This is a genomic window from Rhodovulum viride, from assembly GCF_003265965.1.
Taxonomy (GTDB): Bacteria; Pseudomonadota; Alphaproteobacteria; order Rhodobacterales; family Rhodobacteraceae; genus Rhodovulum; species Rhodovulum kholense.
Map to the genome: position 1 here is coordinate 1 of NZ_MUAV01000132.1, position 801 is coordinate 801.

2 protein-coding genes are annotated in these 801 nt (G+C 67.7%); both read left to right on the forward strand.

Features of this window, described 5'->3' with window-relative positions; genetic code table 11:
- Positions 1-92 precede the first annotated feature (92 nt).
- Positions 93-299 (forward strand): hypothetical protein, encoded by a 207-nt coding sequence (locus tag BYZ73_RS21420; protein ID WP_112317587.1) that lies wholly within the window; start codon positions 93-95, stop codon positions 297-299.
- A partial coding sequence (locus tag BYZ73_RS21425; protein WP_181498167.1) for a phage tail length tape measure family protein occupies positions 296-801 on the forward strand: 506 nt, incomplete at its 3' end. The genes BYZ73_RS21420 and BYZ73_RS21425, both read left to right, overlap by 4 nt.

Genomic DNA, 801 nt, shown 5'->3' on the forward strand with positions numbered 1-801 from the left:
GCGGCGGCGGCGGTCGCGCGCGATTACATCAACCTGCTCTGCATCCCGCAGACCGAGGAAAGCGCGGCCGAAGAGGATGCCCCCTCGGGGGAGTGACCTGGGCCGCCTTCGAGAGGCAGGCCTATCAGGCGGCCCGCGACTGGGGCGTTCAGCCCTCTGAATTCTGGGCCATGAGCCCGGCCGAATGGTGGGCCGAGGCCGATGCGAAGATCCGCGAGAGCCGCGCCGCAGCGGGCGGCCCGCGTATCAGATGGACCGCCGAGGAAATCGAGCGGGTGAAGCGAGGCAGGCAGGCATGACGAAAGTAGCGGCGGTCGAGGCGATCCTGAGCGGCGAGGCCGGATCGCTCAAGGCCAGCATTGCAGAGGCGGTCGGCATTGTCGGCAAGTTCAAGAACGATGCCGAGAAGTCGGCCCGTTCCATCGAACGCGCGTTCCAGCAGCAGGAAAAGAGCGTCGAGCGGCTGCGCAAGTCGCTCGACCCGCTCTATGCCAGCAGCAAGCGCTATGAGGCTGCGCTCGCGCAGCTCGACAAGGCGCTGAAGCACGGGGTGATCTCGCAGGCCGAATACAACCGGACCCTGGGCCTTGCCGAGAAGGCCTATCTGGGCGGCGGCAAGCAGGCCGCGGCGGCGGGCGGTGCGCTTGGGGTGCTGGGCAACATGTCCGATCAGACCCGGTACCGCATCCAGAACATGGGCTACCAGGTGCAGGACATCGCGGTGCAGCTGCAGATGGGCGCCAAGGCCTCGTCGGTCTTCGCGGCGCAGGGGTCGCAGATCGCCTCGATGTTCGGGCCGGT